The organism is Ewingella americana (genome assembly GCF_006438725.1).
Taxonomy (GTDB): Bacteria; Pseudomonadota; Gammaproteobacteria; order Enterobacterales; family Enterobacteriaceae; genus Ewingella; species Ewingella americana_A.
In genome coordinates this window covers 1-16,268 of sequence record NZ_RCZD01000006.1, presented here as the reverse complement: position 1 = coordinate 16,268, position 16,268 = coordinate 1, and the positions used below count along the sequence as shown (strand labels likewise).

16 protein-coding genes and 1 pseudogene are annotated in these 16,268 nt (G+C 54.4%); 7 read left to right on the top strand and 10 right to left on the bottom strand.

Annotated features, from left to right (window positions below; genetic code table 11):
• Positions 1-36 precede the first annotated feature (36 nt).
• Entirely contained in the window at positions 37-1,452 is a 1,416-nt protein-coding gene (gene ftsP, locus EAH77_RS12430; RefSeq protein ID WP_140473121.1) for a cell division protein FtsP, read from the top strand.
• Between the two features lie 66 nt (positions 1,453-1,518).
• Here the strand turns inward: ftsP and dkgA are convergent, their stop codons facing one another.
• Positions 1,519-2,340 carry a 2,5-didehydrogluconate reductase DkgA gene (gene dkgA, locus EAH77_RS12425; RefSeq protein ID WP_140473119.1) on the bottom strand — a complete coding sequence of 274 codons (822 nt, stop codon included), beginning with the start codon at positions 2,338-2,340 and terminating at the stop codon, positions 1,519-1,521.
• 268 nt (positions 2,341-2,608) lie between these two features.
• On the opposite strand from dkgA, the gene EAH77_RS12420 reads away from it, so the two are divergent.
• Positions 2,609-3,532, top strand: a complete 924-nt coding sequence (locus tag EAH77_RS12420) for an AraC family transcriptional regulator (RefSeq protein WP_140473117.1) — start codon at positions 2,609-2,611, stop codon at positions 3,530-3,532.
• A 17-nt stretch (positions 3,533-3,549) separates the two neighbouring features.
• On the opposite strand, the gene EAH77_RS12415 is transcribed toward EAH77_RS12420, so the two are convergent.
• The 5 genes from EAH77_RS12415 to EAH77_RS12395 form a co-directional block, all read right to left on the bottom strand.
• Positions 3,550-4,248: a DedA family protein gene (locus EAH77_RS12415; RefSeq protein WP_140473115.1), complete on the bottom strand. Its 699-nt coding sequence runs from the start codon at positions 4,246-4,248 to the stop codon at positions 3,550-3,552.
• Positions 4,249-4,478: 230 nt separating this feature from the next.
• Positions 4,479-5,693, bottom strand: coding sequence for a cystathionine beta-lyase (gene metC / locus EAH77_RS12410; protein ID WP_140473113.1), 1,215 nt, complete (start codon positions 5,691-5,693; stop codon positions 4,479-4,481).
• 124 nt (positions 5,694-5,817) lie between these two features.
• Positions 5,818-7,110: a TRAP transporter large permease gene (locus EAH77_RS12405; RefSeq protein WP_140473111.1), complete on the bottom strand. Its 1,293-nt coding sequence runs from the start codon at positions 7,108-7,110 to the stop codon at positions 5,818-5,820.
• A 24-nt stretch (positions 7,111-7,134) separates the two neighbouring features.
• The gene (locus EAH77_RS12400) at positions 7,135-7,647 is read right to left on the bottom strand and encodes a TRAP transporter small permease (RefSeq protein WP_140473109.1); all 513 of its coding nucleotides are present in this window, start codon (positions 7,645-7,647) and stop codon (positions 7,135-7,137) included.
• Between the two features lie 57 nt (positions 7,648-7,704).
• Positions 7,705-8,682: a TRAP transporter substrate-binding protein gene (locus EAH77_RS12395; RefSeq protein WP_140473107.1), complete on the bottom strand. Its 978-nt coding sequence runs from the start codon at positions 8,680-8,682 to the stop codon at positions 7,705-7,707.
• Between the two features lie 458 nt (positions 8,683-9,140).
• Here EAH77_RS12395 and exbB point away from each other — a divergent pair, with 458 nt between their 5' ends.
• Together exbB and exbD are read left to right on the top strand one after the other, a co-directional pair.
• Positions 9,141-10,067, top strand: a complete 927-nt coding sequence (gene exbB, locus EAH77_RS12390; RefSeq protein WP_140473355.1) for a tol-pal system-associated acyl-CoA thioesterase — start codon at positions 9,141-9,143, stop codon at positions 10,065-10,067.
• A gap of 6 nt (positions 10,068-10,073) precedes the next feature.
• Positions 10,074-10,505 carry a TonB system transport protein ExbD gene (gene exbD / locus EAH77_RS12385; RefSeq protein ID WP_140473105.1) on the top strand — a complete coding sequence of 144 codons (432 nt, stop codon included), beginning with the start codon at positions 10,074-10,076 and terminating at the stop codon, positions 10,503-10,505.
• A 79-nt stretch (positions 10,506-10,584) separates the two neighbouring features.
• On the opposite strand, the gene EAH77_RS12380 is transcribed toward exbD, so the two are convergent.
• Positions 10,585-11,403 (bottom strand): shikimate 5-dehydrogenase, encoded by an 819-nt coding sequence (locus EAH77_RS12380; RefSeq protein ID WP_140473104.1) that lies wholly within the window; start codon positions 11,401-11,403, stop codon positions 10,585-10,587.
• A gap of 132 nt (positions 11,404-11,535) precedes the next feature.
• On the opposite strand from EAH77_RS12380, the gene alkB reads away from it, so the two are divergent.
• The 3 genes from alkB (at position 11,536) to EAH77_RS12365 (ending at position 13,422) form a co-directional block, all read left to right on the top strand.
• Positions 11,536-12,198, top strand: coding sequence for a DNA oxidative demethylase AlkB (gene alkB / locus EAH77_RS12375; protein ID WP_140473102.1), 663 nt, complete (start codon positions 11,536-11,538; stop codon positions 12,196-12,198).
• Positions 12,199-12,286: 88 nt separating this feature from the next.
• On the top strand, positions 12,287-12,775 hold the full coding sequence (locus tag EAH77_RS12370; RefSeq protein ID WP_140473100.1) for a cold-shock protein: 489 nt from the start codon (positions 12,287-12,289) through the stop codon (positions 12,773-12,775).
• 206 nt (positions 12,776-12,981) lie between these two features.
• Positions 12,982-13,422, top strand: coding sequence for a hypothetical protein (locus EAH77_RS12365; RefSeq protein ID WP_140473098.1), 441 nt, complete (start codon positions 12,982-12,984; stop codon positions 13,420-13,422).
• A 200-nt stretch (positions 13,423-13,622) separates the two neighbouring features.
• Here EAH77_RS12365 and EAH77_RS12360 read toward each other — a convergent pair whose 3' ends face one another.
• The 3 genes and pseudogenes from EAH77_RS12360 to EAH77_RS25380 all read right to left on the bottom strand — a co-directional run.
• Positions 13,623-14,588 carry a Csu type fimbrial protein gene (locus tag EAH77_RS12360; protein ID WP_140473096.1) on the bottom strand — a complete coding sequence of 322 codons (966 nt, stop codon included), beginning with the start codon at positions 14,586-14,588 and terminating at the stop codon, positions 13,623-13,625.
• The gene (locus EAH77_RS12355) at positions 14,585-15,988 is read right to left on the bottom strand and encodes a fimbria/pilus outer membrane usher protein (protein WP_241673453.1); all 1,404 of its coding nucleotides are present in this window, start codon (positions 15,986-15,988) and stop codon (positions 14,585-14,587) included. Before EAH77_RS12355 ends, EAH77_RS12360 begins: the two co-directional genes overlap by 4 nt.
• Positions 15,989-15,998: 10 nt before the next feature.
• Positions 15,999-16,268 (bottom strand): annotated as a pseudogene (locus EAH77_RS25380) (IS4 family transposase); the annotation flags it as partial.

Here is a 16,268-nt window from a genome sequence, read left to right as displayed (position 1 = left end):
TTAACACAGCTTTGATTTTGTTTTCATGGAGAAAATATGTCACTCAGTCGTCGCTCGTTTCTGCAAGCATCCGGCCTGGCTTTGGTCGCGGGTGCATTGCCACTGAGGGCACAAGCGAGCGGATCGCAACCGGCATTACCTGTTCCACCCCTGATTGAATCCCGCCGTGGTCAGCCGCTATTTCTGACGATGCAGTCTGCTCACTGGGCGTTTTTGGGCGGTAACAAGGCCCCGGTATGGGGGTTCAACGGCATGTATCTCGGCCCAACGGTTCGGGTTTACAACGGCGATGACGTCAAACTGATTTACAGTAACCGCTTGTCTGAACCGGTCTCGATGACCGTCAGCGGCCTGCAGGTACCGGGTACGCTCGCCGGTGGCGGTGCTCGCATGATTTCTCCCGGTGTTGACTGGTCGCCAGTGCTGCCTATTCGTCAGCCTGCCGCGACCTGCTGGTACCACGCCAACACCCCAAACCGCATGGGACCTCATGTCTATAATGGGCTGGCAGGCATGTGGCTGGTCGAAGATGAAATCAGCAAAAACTTACCGCTACCCAACCACTACGGTGTGGATGACTTCCCGGTGATCATTCAGGATAAGCGCCTCGACAACTTCGGCGTGCCACAGTACGACACGCCGGCGTCCGGCGGTTTTTTTGGTGACACTATGTTGGTCAACGGCGTACAGGGGCCGTTTGTGGAGGTGTCACGTGGCTGGGTGCGCCTGCGTCTGCTCAATGCTTCCAACGCCCGCCGTTATCAACTGAGCCTCACTGACAACCGTGCTTTCCACGTGGTGGGCTCTGATCTGGGTTTCTTACCTGCGCCGGTCAGCGTTCAGCGGTTATCACTGGCGCCCGGCGAGCGTCGCGAAGTGCTGATTGACATGTCGCAGGGCGACGAAGTGTCGATCACCGCCGGTGAAGCCGCGAGCGTGATGGACCGCATCCGTGGCCTGTTCGAACCGTCCAGCATTCTGGTTTCTACCCTGGTGCTGACGCTAAAACCAACCGGCCTGTTGCCGCTGGTGACCGACAATCTGCCGATGCGTCTGCTGGCCGACCAAATCCTCAGCGGCAGCGTGGGCCGTACCCGGGAATTCCGTCTGGGCGACAGCCAGCCGGGCATTAATGGTGCTCTGTGGGACATTAATCGTATTGACGTTACCGCTCAGCAAGGCACGTGGGAGCGCTGGAATGTGCATGCTGACATGCCGCAGCCGTTCCATGTGCAGGGCGTCTCCTTCCTGGTGAAAAGCGTCAACGGTGCTGCACCGCTGGTGGAAGATGCCGGGTTCAAAGACACGGTGTGGGTCGATGGCGATGTCGAACTGCTGGTCTATTTCAACCAGCCCTCGTACGAGCATTTCCCGTTCCTCTACTACAGCGGTGCACTGGAGATGGCCGACCGTGGCACCACCGGCCAGATGATCATCACGCCGTCGATGTAACGTCGGTTAGCCCTCGATCGGCATAAAAAAACCCGCCAAGGCGGGTTTTTGCATTTACTGACGGCATCAAAACGTATCAGGATCCGGTCCTAAGCGCTTACCGGCATCCAGTTTAGCCACTTCTGCCAGCTCTTCCTTCTCCAGTTTGAAATCAAACACCTCGAAGTTTTCGCGGATGCGTTTTGGCGTCACGGATTTAGGAATAACGATCAGGCCGCTGTCCAGATGCCAGCGGATCACCACCTGCGCCGGGGTTTTGCCATACTTCTGCGCCAGCTTTTGGATCAGCGGCTGGTCGAAGACGCCATCGCCGCCCTGTGCCAGCGGGCTCCAGGCTTCGGTAGCAATGTTATGTGTGGCGTTCCAGGCATGCAGCTGACGCTGTTGCAGTAGCGGGTGCAGCTCAATCTGATTCACCACCGGGAAAATTCCGGTTTCATCTTTAAGTTTTTGCAGATGCGGAATATGGAAATTACACACGCCGACGCTTTTCGCCAGACCTTGCTCTTTCAGTTTCTGCAGTTGCTTCCAGGCGGCTACAAAATTGCCCTGATCGGCTTTCGGCCAGTGGATCAGGTAAAGATCAACATAGTCGAGGCGTAGTTTCTTCAGGCTGGTTTCCAGCGCGTCCTGCGCATGCAACTGATCGTCATTCCACAATTTAGTGGTGATAAACAACTCTTCACGTGGAACACTGATGGTGCTCAGTGCTTCGCCTACGCCTTCCTCATTTTCATAAATGGCGGCGGTATCGATGTGACGGTAACCGGTATCGATTGCCGTGGTAACGGCATTGCTGGCCTCTTCGTTGCTGGCCTTCCATACGCCGAGTCCTAACTGAGGCATCTTGTTGCCATCGTGAAGCTTGATGATGGGTTGCGTTGCCATGAGTCTCTCCTGTTTAACCGGTGATTTTAATCAGATGTAATCGGATGAAGGTTTCGCAAAACCTCACGTGCTTCCTCAAGCCTAGCAGCTAACAGCATTTATGCTGATTTATGCTACGCTCGACAATGATTACCACCCTAACAATATTCTTAAGCAGCAATGATGCTCATTCCTGCCTAAAATTTGCCTGTTTCTGCTTGGCACTGTAGGAAGTGGCGGTTTTATGACAGAATTAATGCTGAATCATTGATATGAGAGGAAGTGCAAGATGGAAAGTGTCGAGGGGCTTTGCGTCAACCTGGCGGCGCAGGTTGCGCGGTTGAGTGGGGATAAATTACTCAGCCAATCCATCGTGCCGCAGGTGTCATTGATGTACACCACGCGCCACCATCCACGTACGCCAGTGCTTTATAACCCTGGCCTGGTGATCCTGTTTCAGGGCAGCAAAATCGGCTATCTGGGTAAGCGCTCATTCTCCTATGACCCGAAAAACTATCTGATGCTTACCGTGCCGCTGCCGTTTGAGTGCGAAACCTTCGCCAGCGCCGAACAGCCGCTGGCTGGGATCCAGATCAGCATCAACACTGTGATGTTGCAGGATCTGCTGCTGGACATGGAAGAGGCGGGGTTTGCCGGGCAAAAAGATCAGTCCTCCGGCATCAGTTCGGGCGTGCTGGACGAAGACATCCTGTGCGCCGCGGAGCGTTTGCTCGACGTCATGGAAAAACCGTTGCGTGCTAAGGTGCTCGGGCCGCAGATCATCCGTGAGATCCTGTTTCTGGTGCTTACCAGCGACAACGGCGGCGCGTTGCAGGCGCTGGTCAACCGCCACACCCACTTTAGCCAGATCGCCAAAGCGCTGCGCCGCATCGAAAGCCAGTACGCTGACAATCTCAGCGTGGAATTGCTGGCCAGCGAAGTGAACATGAGTGTTTCGGCGTTTCATCATAATTTCAAAGCGGTCACCAGCACTTCGCCGCTGCAATACCTGAAAACTTACCGGTTGCATAAAGCGCGCATGATGATGTACGACGGGCTGAAAGCCAGTTCAGCGGCATTGCGGGTAGGCTATGAGAGTGCGTCGCAGTTCAGCCGTGAATTCAAGCGCTACTTCGGTGTGACGCCAAGTGATGAGATGGCGCGGGCACGTGAGGGCCACTCACTGACGCTGGCGGATACGTTAATCAGGTAATAGATACAAAAAACCCGCTATTCAGCGGGTTTGATTTTTATTTTACTGGCGCAGGCTGTGGAACGGCATTTCCGTTTCTTCCAGACCACCAGCAGCGTGCCTGCCAGCCCCATCACGAGCAGGAATACCGGCAGGATCATCAGCCCGGCCATCACCTGATCTTCATGGCGTTTGACGATCGGAATATGGCTGAGGGCGAAGCCCAATGAAATCACTACGCTGACCCACAACAGGGCGCTCAGCCAGTTAAACAGCTGGAAGCGGGCATTACTCAGCCCTGAAATACCGGCCATGGTCGGCAGCAACGTACGCACAAAGGCCAGAAAACGGCCAACCAGCAGCGCCATTAAACCGTGCTGAATAAACATCTGATGGGCGCGCTGATGGTAGTGCGCCGGAAGCTGTAACAGCCAGCCTTTCACCAACTTGGTATGGCCTAACCAGCGGCCCTGAATGTAGCTCAGCCAGCAGCCGAGGCTGGCGGCGATCACCAGAATGATCAGCGTCGGGATAAAACTCATCACCCCTTTGGCAATCAATGCGCCGGTGAGTAACAGCAGGCTGTCGCCCGGCAGGAAAGACGCGGGAAGCAGACCGTTTTCGAGGAACAAGGTGATAAACAACACGGCATACACCACCCAAAGAACTTTAGGGTCGGCGAGGACGCTGAAGTCATGCTGCCAAAGTGCATGAAGAATATCGGTAAGAACTGCCATAAACTGTCCTGTCAGGGTGCTGTGAAAAACTGTCGCTTGCTCATTGTAACCCAGATCCTTACGTTGAGGGATGATCTGGGCCCGGTGAACCAGGGCAGAAGTATTCAGTTTTGTTATAAGTACCTCATCGTCTATGCGACGAGGCTATATTTTATTCTGACGGATTATTTGCACTGTTCTGACGAAATATCGACACGTACTGCGCAAAACTGCGCAGTACGTCGCAATCATTACGGCTTCGCAGTGATTCTGCCGAACGCCAATTCAAGATCGGCGATCAGATCCTCGCAATGTTCCAGCCCGATATGTAACCGCACCAGTGTGCCGCTAAAGTCGACGGTTTCTGCCGGGCGGATCGCCTGAATCTCTTCCGGTTGGTTTGCCAGCACCAGCGACTCAAACCCGCCCCACGAATACGCCATGCTGAAATGTTCGAAGTGGTCGAGATAATCTGCCATCTGCGCGGAGGTCAGACGCTGCTTCAGCACGAAGGAGAAGAGGCCGCAACTGCCGGTAAAATCACGCTTCCAGAAGGCATGGCCTTTACTGCCAGGTAACGCCGGGTGATTAACCACCGCCACTTCCGGGCGCGTTTCCAGCCACTGCGCAACGCGGATGCTGCTCTCTTCATGCTGACGCAGGCGGATGCCCAGCGTGCGCAAACCACGGCTGGCGACGTACGCGGTGTCGGCATCCACCATCTGGCCCATCAAATAAGAGTGTTCGCGCAGTTGCTCCCAGCAACGTGCGTTGCTGACGGCGGTACCGATCATCGCGTCGGAGTGGCCGATGATGTACTTGGTTCCCGCCTGAATCGAAATATCGATGTCAAACTCCAGCGCTTTAAACAAAATGCCCGCCGCCCAGGTGTTGTCGATCATGATAACCACGTCAGGCGAAACCGCCCGCACTGCGCGTACCATCGCCGGAATGTCCGGCATCTCCATGGTGATGGAACCCGGCGCTTCAAGAAACACCACTTTGGTGTTGGGCTGCATCAGTGAACCGAGATTTTCGCCAATGGACGCCGGGAAATAGGTGGTGTTGACGCCGAGTTTGCGCAGCACTTTTTCGGCGAAATCCTGCGTGGGCTCATAGGCTGAACCCGCCACCAGAATGTGGTCACCGCAGGAGACAAACGACAAAATAGCATTACTGACCGCTGCTGCGCCGCATGGGTAAAGGGCGCAACCCGCGCCACCTTCCAGCTCAACCATCGCCTCCTGAAAAGAGAAATGGGTCAGTGTGCCGCGACGGCCATAAAACAGCTCGCCATTGGCGCGGTTTTGGGTGGCGTGTTTTTTCTCCGCGACGGTGTTGAACACCAGTGAAGACGCACGTTGAATCACGGCATTCACCGAACCGAGGGTGAATTTTTTATCACGTCCGGCGCTGACCAATGTGGTTTCTATATTTTTTGCAGAAAGATTTTTTTTTGCAGACATCGTGCCCGTTTCACCCCGTTAATGAATGTGCACCCGCGCCTTTCGGCACGGGCTTTTCTTTAACTTAACATGATGGTTCGGGGCGGGGCAGGTTTTGCTACCTGGATGAGAAAATTTCAGGCATTTATCCGGTATAGACGCCGAACAGTTTGGGCAGAGTGAGTGAAATCGCCGGAATATAGGTCACCAGCATTAGCACTGCGAACAGCACGCAATAGAACGGCAGCATGGCTTTCACCACTTTTTCAATGCTCTGTTTACTGACCGCGCTGGCGACAAACAGCACCGAACCGACGGGTGGGGTGATCAGCCCAATGCCCAGGTTGACCAGCATGATCATGCCGAAATGCACCGGATCAATACCGAGGGAAAGGGTCACTGGCAGCAGTACCGGGGTGAGGATCAAAATGATCGGCGCCATGTCCATCAGCGTGCCGATCAGCAGCAGCATGATGTTGATCAACATCAGGATCACGTACTTGTTGTCGGAGATCGAAGTGAAGAACTCGGTGATGCGCATCGGCAACTGCATGTAGGTCATTACCGCGCCAAAGCTGGCTGCGAAGCCGATCAGGATCATCACGATGCTGACGGTTTTCACCGTGCGGTACATCAATTTAGGCAGCTCCGACCATTTATAGTCCCGGTAGATAAACATGGTGACGAAGAATGACCACAGGCAGGCGATAGCGGCGGATTCGGTGGCGGTGAAGATGCCGCTGAGAATGCCACCCATGATGATCACCACCGTCATCAGCCCCCACAGGGTATCGACGAAGATTTTCAGCGCTTGTTTGAAGGGCACACGTTCGCCCTTCGGATAGCCGCGTTGATGAGCGAACACCACGCACATCACCATTAAGGTCAGGCTGAGCAGCAGGCCTGGCAGGATCCCGGCGATGAACAGCGCCGCAATAGACACCGTACCGCCGGTCGCCAGCGAGTAGATCACTGAGTTGTGGCTGGGTGGGGTCAGAATAGCCTGCACCGAGCCGCTGGCCGTCACCGCTGCCGCGAAATCACGCGGGTAACCTTTCTTCTCCATCTCCGGGATCATCACTGAACCGATTGACGCAGTATCCGCCACTGACGAGCCGGAGATCGCGCCAAAAAACGTTGAGGCCACGATGTTCACCAGCGACAGGCCACCGCGAATAAAGCCAACAAAGATATAGGCAAAACTCACCAATCGCCGGGCGATCCCCCCTTCGGCCATGATGGCTCCGGCCAGAATAAAGAACGGAATAGCCAGCAGTGAAAATTTGTTCACGCCGTTGGTCAGTTGGATCATCAGCGCTTCCAGCGGCAGATCGATCCACAAGGCGCCGGCCACGGCGCTCAGGCCAACGGCGTACGCCACCGGCACGCCGATAGCAAGCATCACTCCCAGCGTTAACAGTAAAATTAAGGCATCCATCACTTATGCTCCATAAAGGGGCCGTCAGGCGTCTGAATTACCCAGCTGGACCACCGGGCGGTGGGCCTGCGGGCCGGCAAGAATTTGCTCAAGGATAAACAGCACGGTTAGCGCCGAGCCCAGCGGCAGCGGCAGATAAGTCTGCCCGGCGGTCAGCAGCGGAAACTCCGCTACCGGCTGCTGCCACAGTTCGCGGCACAGTATCAGGCTGTACCAGAAGATAAACAGGCTGATGGCCAGCATCATCAGGTCAGAAAGCAATGCGGAGATTTTTTTCAGCAGCGGTGGCAGGCGATCGGTGACCATCGCCACGATGATGTGCGAACCGGCGCGATAGGCCACGGCAGCACCGGTAAAAGTAAAGGTCACCATGCACAAGATGGCGACCGGTTCCGGCCAGGAGAGGGCGCTGTTCATGATGTAGCGGGCGAAGATCCCAACCGGGATCACGGCCACCATCAGCAGCAGGGCGATCCCCGCCAGCCACATGGCGAAGAGGTACAGCATGTCCATCAAACGTTGGTAACCATTCAGCATGAAACCCCCGAAAGTGCGTGAAACGTGAGGTAGCGTTGCAGGCTGCCTCACATCAGGTTATTGAACGTCGGCAATTTGTTGCATCAGGTCCTCGTGACCTTTACCGAATTCATCGCGCACTGGCTGGGTGGCTTTGAAATAGACCTCGCGGTCAATCTCATAAAATTTCACGCCGCCCGCTTTCATGGTGGCGAGCGATTTATCGTTATAGGTTTTCCACAGTTCGCGCTGCTCGTCCTGCGCTTCTTTCGCCAATTTCAGCATCCGTTGCTGATCGTCTTTCGACAGCTTGTCCCACTTCACTTTTGAATAGAGGAACAGTTCGGGAATGATGAAGTGACGGCTGTAGGTGTAGTTTTTCACCACCGGCAGATAGTTGTGGGCGACGAAGGTCGGCGGATTGTTTTCCGTGCCGTCGATGACCCCGGTTTGCATCCCGCTGAACACTTCACTGACCCCCATCGCCACCGGGTTGGCTCCCATGGCTTTGAGTGTCGCCAGCGCGATCGGGCTGCCCTGCACGCGGATTTTCATCCCTTGCAAGTCGTCAGGTTTGACCACCGGTTGTTTGGTGATCAGGTTGCGTGTACCACCATCCATCCAGCCGAGAAACACCAGACGGGATTTCGGGTCATTAGTGATCTTATCGCCGATCTCTTTGCCGATACTGCCGTCGAGTACCTTATGCATATGGTCTTCATCACGAAAGACGTAGGGCAGGGTGAAGACGTTGATCTCCGGCAGAATCGACGCCACCGGCGTCATGGACACACGGATAATGTCCAGCGCTCCGAGCTGAGCCTGCTCGATTTCCTGTTTTTCATCACCCAGCACGCCGCCGGGGAAGGTTTTTATCTCCAGCCTGCCGTCGGTTTGCTGTTTCAGTTTTTCACCCATGTGCTGCACAGCCACCACGTTGGGGTAACCCTGCGGGTGAACATCGGCGGCTTTGATCGTTTGCGCCAGCAGGCTGTAGCTGAAGAGAAGGGTCGCGGAACTCAGGCAAAGGCTGAAAAGTGCTTGCTGCATTTTCATCGGTTTGTCTCCAGGGTATTCAGTCAGTAAGGAAAATAAAACACGGGAAATGAATGACATGTAAGAAGGCTGCCGGTGTCCGGTCTTTGCCCACCCCAGCAACATACCCGATCAGGCTTGCTGGTTATTTGAGCGTTATCACAAACTGATAACAGTTATGAAATGATATTACTTAATATTTAAAACGATGTTTTAATTCCAAAATAACGTAGCAGTGGGTTGGCTGGCGTATGATTTTTTTCTAAAAATGTGATGTGTGTGCGGTTGAACGCATTTGAGGATAAACCCGAAAAAGCTTGTTGCGGGTCAATGACAGGGCGTCGCGCAGACGGGATAATGTAAATAATAATGAGAACCACTATCAATTCGAGCTTTTTGTTTGATATGATTTGGCGCTATTTACACATCCAATGTATTGATTCAGGCGGAGGCGACGCGTGAAAACGGCTCGCAATAAGATGAAAAAGATGGCGTCATTGATGATGCCATTAGTTTTGGTGGCAGGTCTCGTCGGTAACGCCTACGCAGCCCCTTCCTCACCGGCAGCTGATGCTGTAACGCAAACCGCCCAACCGGTATCCAGCCCCAACGAAACCCCAGCGGCCATCACGCCGGTCAGCGCCAATGCTGCCCCGGTTGAAGAGACGGCAGCGTTGCCGGTGATCCCTAAAGATCTCTCTGTTCTCGGGATGTACCATCACGCTGACGTGGTGGTGAAAACCGTGATGATTGGCCTGTTGCTGGCTTCTGTTGTCACCTGGACTTTGCTGTTCAGTAAAGGTGCTGAAGTGTGGGGGGGAAAACGTCGCCTGCGCCGTGAGTTCGCCGCGCTGGAAACCGTGCGCACGCTGGACGAAGCCGCCGAGCAGGCTGAAAGCTTTGACGTCAACAGCATCAGCAGCCAGATGCTGCGCGATGCACAAAATGAACTCGAGCTGTCCGCCGGATCTACCGATAACGGTGGCATCAAGGATCGTACCGGCTTCCGTTTGGAACGCCGCGTCAGTGCCGCCGGACGCCATATGGGCCGCGGTAACGGTATTCTCGCTACCATCGGTGCGATCTCCCCGTTCGTCGGTCTGTTCGGGACCGTCTGGGGCATCATGAACAGCTTCATCGGTATTGCTCAGACGCAAACCACTAACTTAGCTGTCGTCGCGCCGGGTATCGCTGAAGCGCTGCTGGCAACCGCAGTGGGCCTGGTGGCCGCCATCCCGGCAGTCGTCATTTACAATATCTTCGCCCGTACCATCGCCTCTTACCGCCACCAGGTGGGTGATGTGGCCGCACAGATTTTACTGTTGCAGGGCCGCGATCTGGACTTAGCTGCCAGCGCAGGCGAAACGCCGCGTCCGCAGGCAGACCGCCAGCTGCGCGTAGGGTAATAAACCATGGCCATACGTTTCAACGACGATCTCGACGAAAGCGGTGAAATGCATGACATCAACGTCACGCCTTTTATCGACGTGATGTTGGTGCTGCTGATCATCTTCATGGTGGCCGCGCCACTGGCGACCGTTGATGTGCGGGTAGATTTACCCGCCTCGACCGCCAAACCGCAGCCGCGACCGGAAAAACCGGTGTTTTTGACGGTGAAAGCCGACAAACAGCTTTATCTGGGCGACAGCGTTGTAAACCGCGATAACCTCACCGCGCAGCTTGATCAGCGCACGCAGGGCAACAAGCAGAGCACTATTTTCTTCCAGGCGGACAAGTCAGTCGATTATGAAACGCTGATGAGTGTGATGGATACCCTGCGCCGAGCCGGTTATCTGAAAGTCGGGTTGGTGGGGGCGGAGCAGACCGGCACCTCGACACAATAAGAGTATTTCTTTATCGAAATTCAATAAAAACGGCCCGTGATGAAAATCCGGGCCGTTTTTATGGGTGTCACGCTTCTCATCAACCGCGTGCGTGCGCGGCTGCTTTCTCAATCAGTTCATCTGAAGGGCGCTGGCCCGTATACAACACGAACTGTTCAACCGCCTGAATCGCTGCCACTTCGGCACCGGTGATCACTTGTTTGTTGTGCTCGCGGCCGTAGCGGATAAGCGGGGTTTCAACCGGCAGGGCGACCACGTCAAAAACGACAGAGGCGCGATCAATCACCGTCGGTTCGAAGGCCAGGGAATCGGCTTCCGGGCCGCCGGCCATGCCGATAGGGGTAACGTTCACCAGCATATCCACGGCTAAATCACCGATTTCACTTTTCCACTCATAGCCATATTCCGCCGCCAGTGCGCGGCCATTTTGCTCGTTACGGGCAATGATATAACCTTTCTTGAAACCGGCATCACGAATCGCCGCTACCACCGCTTTACCCATACCGCCGCTGCCGCGCAGGGCGAATACCGCATCGCGTGGGACCTTATATTGGTTCAGCAGGTTGGCTACGGCGATGTAATCGGTGTTGTAGGCGCGCAACACACCGTCGTCGTTCACGATGGTGTTGACCGACTGGATGGCGGTGGCGGAAGGGTCGAGTTCATCGAGGAACGGAATGCAGGCTTCTTTGAATGGCATCGATACCGCACAGCCACGAATACCCAACGCCCGCACGCCTTTGACGGCCGCTTCAATGTCTTTGGTGGTAAAGGCTTTGTAGACGAAATTCAGATCCAGTGCCTGATACAGATAGTTGTGAAAACGGGTGCCGAAGTTACCCGGACGCCCAGACAGTGACATACACAGTTGGGTGTCTTTGTTGATTTCGCGGCTCATGGTGCCTCCTTGAGAAGGTATGCGTTAATTTTAGATAGGACGTATTAACCAAACCTTAGCTGAAACGATCATGCTCCTGCCAGCCTTAATTGAGCTGTTATACTTAAAGGATCACACCTTCAGGAGGTGGACATGAATTTAGACCTTTTCGATCACCCTGATTTTCATCCGCACTGGCGCGAAGAGCTGGCCCCCGGCGCAGTGGTGCTGCGTGGCGGGGCGCTAAAAGACGACACCGCGCTGCTGGCTGAAATCAACCGCATTGCCGGTCTGGTGCCGTTTCAGTACCGCGCCACGCCGGGTGGCTATGCCATGTCGGTCGCCATGACCAACTGCGGCGATGTCGGCTGGGTAACGGACCGGCAGGGCTATCGCTATCAGGCCACCTCGCCTGAGAATCAACAGCCGTGGCCCGCGATGCCTGCGTTGTTTCGCTCGCTGGCGGTGGACGCCGCCGATCAGGCCGGTTTCCCTGATTTTCAGCCGGACGCGTGCCTCATCAACCGGTATCAGCCGGGAGCAAAAATGTCGCTGCATCAGGACAAAGACGAGCATGACTTCGCTGCGCCGATTGTCTCGGTTTCCCTTGGGCTGCCAGCGATATTTCAGTTTGGCGGCATGGAGCGTAGTGATAAAACCCAACGTGTCGCGCTGACCCACGGTGACATCGTGGTGTGGGGCGGCCCGTCTCGCCTGCGATATCATGGGATTTTGCCGCTCAAAGCGGGCGAACATCCGCTGACGGGGCAATATCGCTTCAATCTCACCTTTAGAACGGCGGGTAGTCAGGCCTGAACTGCGGTAAAGCGCACGACTTTAGGCGCGAACTGCATTAAACTGCGCGCTGCAAAAATTGACATGTTGAACGATTAATTAGGCGGTAATAGCGATGAACGGGACAATCACAACCTGGTTTGAAGATAAAGGTTTCGGTTTTATCAAAGATGAAAACGGCGATAACCGTTATTTCCACGTGATTAAAGTCGCCAACCCTGAGCTTATCAAGAAAGATGCCGTGGTGACTTTCGAGCCGACCACCAACAACAAAGGCCTGTCGGCGTTTGCAGTAAAAGTCGAACCAGAGAGCCGCTACATTTTCATTGCTGGTGAGCGCATCAAAATCACCAGCATCAAGTCTTTCCTGGCATACAGCGAGGAAGTGCCTGCGGAATCTCAGGTCAATAAAGAGAACGCCGTGCTGTCGGTGGGCCTGCTGATGAACCGCATCCGTCCGAAGGAAGAAGAAGAGAAGAAAGCGGAGACGCGCACGCTGAAAAAGCTGGCGGTCACCACCTTCCAGAACACCACCTTCATCTTCTCCGAAGACGAAATTGACGTCGATGACACCATGAAGATCCTTAAAGCGCTGTAACCTGCGCGTCCACCGGTGCGCATTGTGTCGCACCGGTTTCATTTTCTGCGGTGAATATTTCATGACGGAAATATTTAACTGATCTCATTTATAAAAATATAAACAGCATCACAAAGTAGAACGATATAAAAGGTGGTTTTTGTTCAGACCGATTAATCTACGTTGGCTCAATATTATTCATTAGTTAGCTGACAGAGGATGAGTCGATGCCCAACCCGTATTTAAACCATCGCGTAGAGATAGGAAGAGTTGATTTAGAACGTCGTGTAGAGTTAGGGAAAATTGCGTTGCAAAACGACAATAAAAATTCGGTGTATATTCCAGCAGTCTATTGCGTTAATTATGTTCTACAAAAAGGTCGCCTGGGATTAAGTCAGGCATCATTTGACAGCATTGTGAATAACATCCAAATGGTAAAGCAGGGCCAGCGTTCAGAAACCACGGCCTCTTTAGTCGAAACAATGTTTTTTGCCCGCGACGCGGTTAATTCCATGAGGAGAGGCAATTTTGGTATGGCGATGATCAATGCGGCAGGCTCCGCATTAAATCTGGTTGGCGGTACGCTCTATTCTGCTAATTATGATCGTATGCGCTTACCTGCGCATCAACGCCATTTTTATGACATGTTCGATTTCATTCACTGCTGATTGATTGTGTTCATCATATTAATACTCTGTTTCTTTCCATGAATTCGATATTCATCAGGCCTGTCTAATATAGGATTTTCTGATTGTTCCATTATTAATTATTGATCGTCTGAATATTTAAGCGAATATTCACTCTGCTGTATTTCTGCCGGTGCGACGTTTTCCCCTGACTGCGCCGCACCGGTCTGTTTCCTTCCTGATTAATACGTCACGGTGACCAGTACCGTATCGCTGTAGCTTCCGGCCGGCGGATTGGCCTGGCTGGCGTTAACCGTGGCGGTATAGCCAATCGATTGCGACGCGCCGGTACCGGTCATCGATGTGTCCGTTGTCGCTGTCCACACCGAGGCATCTCCCTTAAAGATCTGATATTGCAAATAGCTGGTCACGCTGTTCATGGTGGCGGACATCTGACGGAACTGCCCGCTGCTGGGGTTACTGCTGGTCAGGTTAACGCCGTAAGTTGCACCCAGAGTGCAGCGCACGCTCAGCGAGTTTGAGGTCACAGAGGCAAAGCCGCTCGGGAAGGCTGCCGAGCCAAAGCTGACATCCGGCGCGTTATCGATATAACAATAATTAGTCACCGTCAGGCTGACGGCAATCACGGTGGTCGCCGTTCCGTCGGTGTACACGCACAGCCCAAACGCACCGACGAAACAGATATGGTAGGTCCAGTTAAGCGTGATGTTATCGGTATAGAGCCCAGCCTTCAGGTTGGCCCCGGTCGCCGTTTTCAGATACAGCGGCATACTGCCGTCGCTGGCATTGAATAACCCCAGCAGGCCAAGCAGCGAGGTGCTGCTCCAGGTGGTGGTGGCGCCGACGTTAACCGGGGTGGCGCAGGCGCTGTCCTGGCAGATGATATAAGGCAGATATTGATTGTTGGTGGCATTAAACAACTGCGCCGTGGTGCCGGAGGCATTAGATGTCGAGGCCAGTTTCGCGGTGATGGTATTGGTGGCCGCCAACGCCAGCAGACTTCCGCTACAGGTAAAACCGCTGGTGGCAGTGACCAGTTGAGGGGTACTGGCGACGGTAAACGACGTGGGCGACCCAAAACTTCCCGCCCCGGAGGTACTGGCACAGGCTGCCTGAGCGCTCTGTGATCCGGCCCAAAACAGCAGCACCGCCATCAGCCCGCGTGACGCCATTCTTAACAGTTTCATTTTCTCTCTCCTGACGCCGCGTTCGGCTGGCAAACCAGCGGGCCTACCTGCTCAATGCTGTGATGATTGTTATTCAGGTCAAAACCAATCCGGCACACCGAATTGTCCTCCTGACGGATACTCAACCGGTTGTGTGGTTGCAGATTGGTGAAGTACACCAGCCCGTCGTAGCCCACCACGGTGGTTTGCTGACTGTTCTGTTCGGTGACCAGCGTGCCGAGTTTCAGCGGCTGGCCGTGGGTATCATGGAGTTTGATGCTGGCGGAAAGCACTTTTCTGACCGGGAACTCCACCACCACGCCACTGCCTTCGCGCACTGACACATTGTCGGACACCCGGTTGGCTACCACGTCGGCGGGCAGCGGCAGGGTATCGATATCCACTTTGGCCGGGTAATAGGAGCTGACGTTTGAGATCAGCAGATGGCCGTTCTTATCGGTTTTGCCGAGCTTCTGGTTTTCATACATCACGGGCACCCCGGCGTAGTTGCCGGTATCGACCACGATGAAAGCATCGTTGATCTTGTCCGACAGGAAAAAATCATTGGCCATAAACACCACCGAACCGCTGAGATCGGCCCAGTGGGTGTACTCGCCGGTCTGCCCGTATATCCCGCCCTGAATCGTGCTATAGCGCGATTTCCAGGTGGCATCGGCCTGCTGATACGGGTCGCTGCCGCCGGTATAGGCCAGATTCCAGCCCAGCCCGCCGTCGGTTGGCGTGGTTTTGCTGGCCCCAATCTGCTCCTGATAACTACCGGCGCTGTTACGCTGTGCGCCAGCGTTGACGCTGACGCCGCCGTCCAGCGGAATGATAAATTGCAGCTGTGCGCTGTAGCCGTTTTCGCTCAGTGTTTTATTCAGTGACAAAAACATGCTGCTCTGGCCCCACAACGAGCGGCTGTAGGAGAGATTCACCAGCCGGGTGTGGCTCTGGTCGTAGGCTTCGACATCGTAATAGCCGATGCCGACGGTGCCGTTCGACTGCCCAAACGGCGACGTACTGAAAGTCACCTGATCGGCCTGACGGCTGAGGCGGGTGTCGCTGGTGTAGGAGGTTAAATCCTGATAACCCGGCGTGCGCGACGAACGCAGCGCCGAGAGGCTGAAACGGGTGGAGTAGTAGGAATAGCCGACCGTGTACTGATTGCCGTTCTTTGCTTTGGTATCGCTGCCGGTCGCTGACTGAGTGCTGTTCTGACCCATGGTATCGGGAATACCCTGGGTTGAATTATTCGCAAAAACGTTGTTGCCATTGGTATCGAATTCGCCGCTGGTCACCGGCGCATGGTTGGCCTGACTCTGGCTGCCTGACAGGCTGAAGGTTCCCCAATGGCCGACGGCGATATCCGCGCCAATACCACCGAGCGCCAGCCCCTGCGTGATGAGGGATCCCCACAAATTACTCTTCTCACCAATGAGACACTGAGTCGTAGTTTTTTTGCCAGATATTGAAGGCGTTCAATATGTTGGCTGCTGTGATTAAATCGGATTCATGGCGCAGCACGTTTCTTGCTAATGTCTGGAATGAAAGGACCCTGCGAGTCTTTATTGTATTTGCCTGGTATGAATGATGTTTCCCTGTCAGTTCAATAAGATATCCAATGAACCATGTCATGACTGACGCTATCATTGACAGGAGGCACAGGACATTCAGCCGGGCTATTCCTGTACTCCCGCT

Coding starts and splice junctions, on each gene's coding strand:
- exbD (WP_140473105.1), top strand. CDS start 10,074: ATGGCCATACGTTTCAACGACGATCTCGACGAAAGCGGTGAAATGCAT.
- EAH77_RS12380 (WP_140473104.1), bottom strand. CDS start 11,403: ATGAGCCGCGAAATCAACAAAGACACCCAACTGTGTATGTCACTGTCT.
- EAH77_RS12365 (WP_140473098.1), top strand. CDS start 12,982: ATGCCCAACCCGTATTTAAACCATCGCGTAGAGATAGGAAGAGTTGAT.
- ftsP (WP_140473121.1), top strand. CDS start 37: ATGTCACTCAGTCGTCGCTCGTTTCTGCAAGCATCCGGCCTGGCTTTG.
- EAH77_RS12420 (WP_140473117.1), top strand. CDS start 2,609: ATGGAAAGTGTCGAGGGGCTTTGCGTCAACCTGGCGGCGCAGGTTGCG.
- alkB (WP_140473102.1), top strand. CDS start 11,536: ATGAATTTAGACCTTTTCGATCACCCTGATTTTCATCCGCACTGGCGC.
- exbB (WP_140473355.1), top strand. CDS start 9,141: ATGAAAAAGATGGCGTCATTGATGATGCCATTAGTTTTGGTGGCAGGT.
- metC (WP_140473113.1), bottom strand. CDS start 5,693: ATGTCTGCAAAAAAAAATCTTTCTGCAAAAAATATAGAAACCACATTG.
- EAH77_RS12360 (WP_140473096.1), bottom strand. CDS start 14,588: ATGAAACTGTTAAGAATGGCGTCACGCGGGCTGATGGCGGTGCTGCTG.
- EAH77_RS12405 (WP_140473111.1), bottom strand. CDS start 7,110: ATGGATGCCTTAATTTTACTGTTAACGCTGGGAGTGATGCTTGCTATC.
- EAH77_RS12395 (WP_140473107.1), bottom strand. CDS start 8,682: ATGAAAATGCAGCAAGCACTTTTCAGCCTTTGCCTGAGTTCCGCGACC.
- EAH77_RS12415 (WP_140473115.1), bottom strand. CDS start 4,248: ATGGCAGTTCTTACCGATATTCTTCATGCACTTTGGCAGCATGACTTC.
- dkgA (WP_140473119.1), bottom strand. CDS start 2,340: ATGGCAACGCAACCCATCATCAAGCTTCACGATGGCAACAAGATGCCT.
- EAH77_RS12400 (WP_140473109.1), bottom strand. CDS start 7,647: ATGCTGAATGGTTACCAACGTTTGATGGACATGCTGTACCTCTTCGCC.